Below are 1,961 nucleotides of genomic sequence, written 5' to 3' on the forward strand. Positions count from 1 at the left end.
TGCGGGTCAAACCGACTGCCGAACAGATCCATCGCGCCGAAGCACTTTACAAGCGGATCAGCATGGGCAAGGCGGCCGTTCCCGTCAGCGATCAATGGCAACCGGCGCTGCTCGCCTGGCTGCCAGTGCTGACAATGGGGCTCGTCGGCACCGCAAGCGGTGTCTGGCTGGGTCCCACTGAAGCGACACTCCTGACAATTGCAGCTTCGGTCCCGATCGGCTTGTTCATTTCTCGCCGACAGAATCGCGGCGCGCTCAAACTGCTGGAGCTGGCTGAATCTTCAACCTGCGACGCCCTCCTCGGCAAAATGTACAGTGATGAGCGCGGCCCTCAGGCTCGTCTGGAAACGGCGTTCGTCAGTCAGGCCTCGCGGCTCAAGACCTGCCTCACGCGCCTTCAGGACACGGCCGAGCAACTGACCAGCCTGGCCGGCAAATCCGACGGTCTGGCTGCCGACAGTTCACGGGGACTGGATCGTCAGCGCGTCGAAACCGAACAGGTCTCGGCAGCAGTGAATCAGATGGCGGCAACTACACAAGAAGTCGCCAGTCACGTCCAGCGCACGGCCGATGCGACGCAGGAAGCCAATGTGCTGACTGCCCGCGGACGCGACGTCGCACGCGATACCCGCGAGTCGATCCAGCGCCTCTCCGTGGTGGTGGGCGAGACAGGGTTGACCGTTGCGCAACTGGCCAGGGACAGCAATGAAATCGGCACAGTGGTCGACGTTATCAAAGGCATTGCCGACCAGACCAACCTGCTTGCGCTGAACGCCGCCATCGAAGCTGCTCGCGCGGGTGATATGGGCCGCGGCTTTGCGGTGGTGGCGGATGAGGTGCGCCAGCTGGCCCAACGCACCACCGAGTCTACAGCACAGATCCACGGCCTGATTTCCAAACTGCAGGTGTCTTCCAGCAACGCGGTGAAGACTATGGAAAGCGGCCACCGGCAGGCGGAGGAAGGGGTGGCCTGGGTGCTGGAGGCCGATAAGGCCCTGGTAGGCATCAGTGAAGCCGTAGCGAACATTACCGACATGACCACCCAGATCGCCGCCGCGACTGAAGAGCAAACGGCGGTCGCTGAGGAAATCAGCCGCAACATCACCACCATCGCGCATCTGGCGGATCAGACATCTGAACAGGCCAGGCACTCGGCGCAACTGAGCACCGAACTGACGCAGACCGCGAAAACCCAGTACTCGCTGGTGGAGCGGTTCAACCGTTAGTCGCAGGTTCTGTAGCAGCCGGACGCAGGCTTCGCCAGCTGCTACAAGGGGGCGGTGGATTTTCGGTTCACTGATGAAAATCATGGCCAATCAATCCCACCAGTACTTCAGCCGCCGCGCTCAACTCCCCGGGCGCTGACATCAGACGCAGTTCGTGCACAGGCAGTTCGGGAAACCCGTCTGCCGGCGCCAGCACGCGCATGCTTTCACTGACCCGGGCGCGGTCGACGATGCCGATCGCCAAGCCGGCCTCAATGGCCGCGTCCAGCGCGCTGACGCCCGCACTGATGATCACCGTGCGCCAGCGTCGACCCAGCCGCGACAGGTTATCGATAGCCACGGCGCGATACGGGCAGCCTTTACTGTGCAACGCTAACGGCACCGGCTTGCCCGGGTCCAGCGCGTAGTCGTGCGCCGCGACCCAGACGGGCTCGGTTACCCCAAAGGACTTCACGCAACGCCCCACCGGTGCCGGCACGTCAATGGGCTCGACCAGCAACGCCATATCCAGCTGCCCACGCTCCAGGCGTGCGCTCAAGCGACCACTGTTACCGGTTTCCACTTCCAGCTCGATGCCTGGAAAATCTGCGCTGAGATGGGGCAGCGTGCTGCCGAGCACGGCGGCGGCATATTCCTCGGAAATCCCCAGTCGGATCCGCCCACTGGCGACCGGCGCGGTGAAGCCGGCCAGCAGGCGGTCATGCAGCTGCAACAGTTCGGCGGTTTGCAGCGCGA

General features: G+C 63.4%; 2 protein-coding genes. One reads left to right on the plus strand and one right to left on the minus strand.

Annotated features, from left to right (window positions below; translation table 11 throughout):
* The first annotated feature begins 62 nt into the window (after nucleotides 1-62).
* The gene (locus F8N12_RS27025) at nucleotides 63-1,226 is read left to right on the plus strand and encodes a methyl-accepting chemotaxis protein (RefSeq protein WP_412072165.1); all 1,164 of its coding nucleotides are present in this window, start codon (nucleotides 63-65) and stop codon (nucleotides 1,224-1,226) included.
* 67 nt (nucleotides 1,227-1,293) lie between these two features.
* On the opposite strand, the gene F8N12_RS27030 is transcribed toward F8N12_RS27025, so the two are convergent.
* Nucleotides 1,294-1,961 (minus strand): LysR substrate-binding domain-containing protein (locus tag F8N12_RS27030; RefSeq protein WP_150583102.1); only part of this gene is annotated, 668 nt, incomplete at its 5' end.

Origin of the sequence: Pseudomonas fluorescens (assembly GCF_902497625.1) — a bacterium.
Classification (GTDB): domain Bacteria; phylum Pseudomonadota; class Gammaproteobacteria; order Pseudomonadales; family Pseudomonadaceae; genus Aquipseudomonas; species Aquipseudomonas fluorescens_BQ.

Bases quoted from the DNA above. Each gene is read 5' to 3' on its own strand.
- F8N12_RS27025 (WP_412072165.1), top strand. From the start codon at position 63: ATGGGCAAGGCGGCCGTTCCCGTCAGCGATCAATGGCAACCGGCGCTG.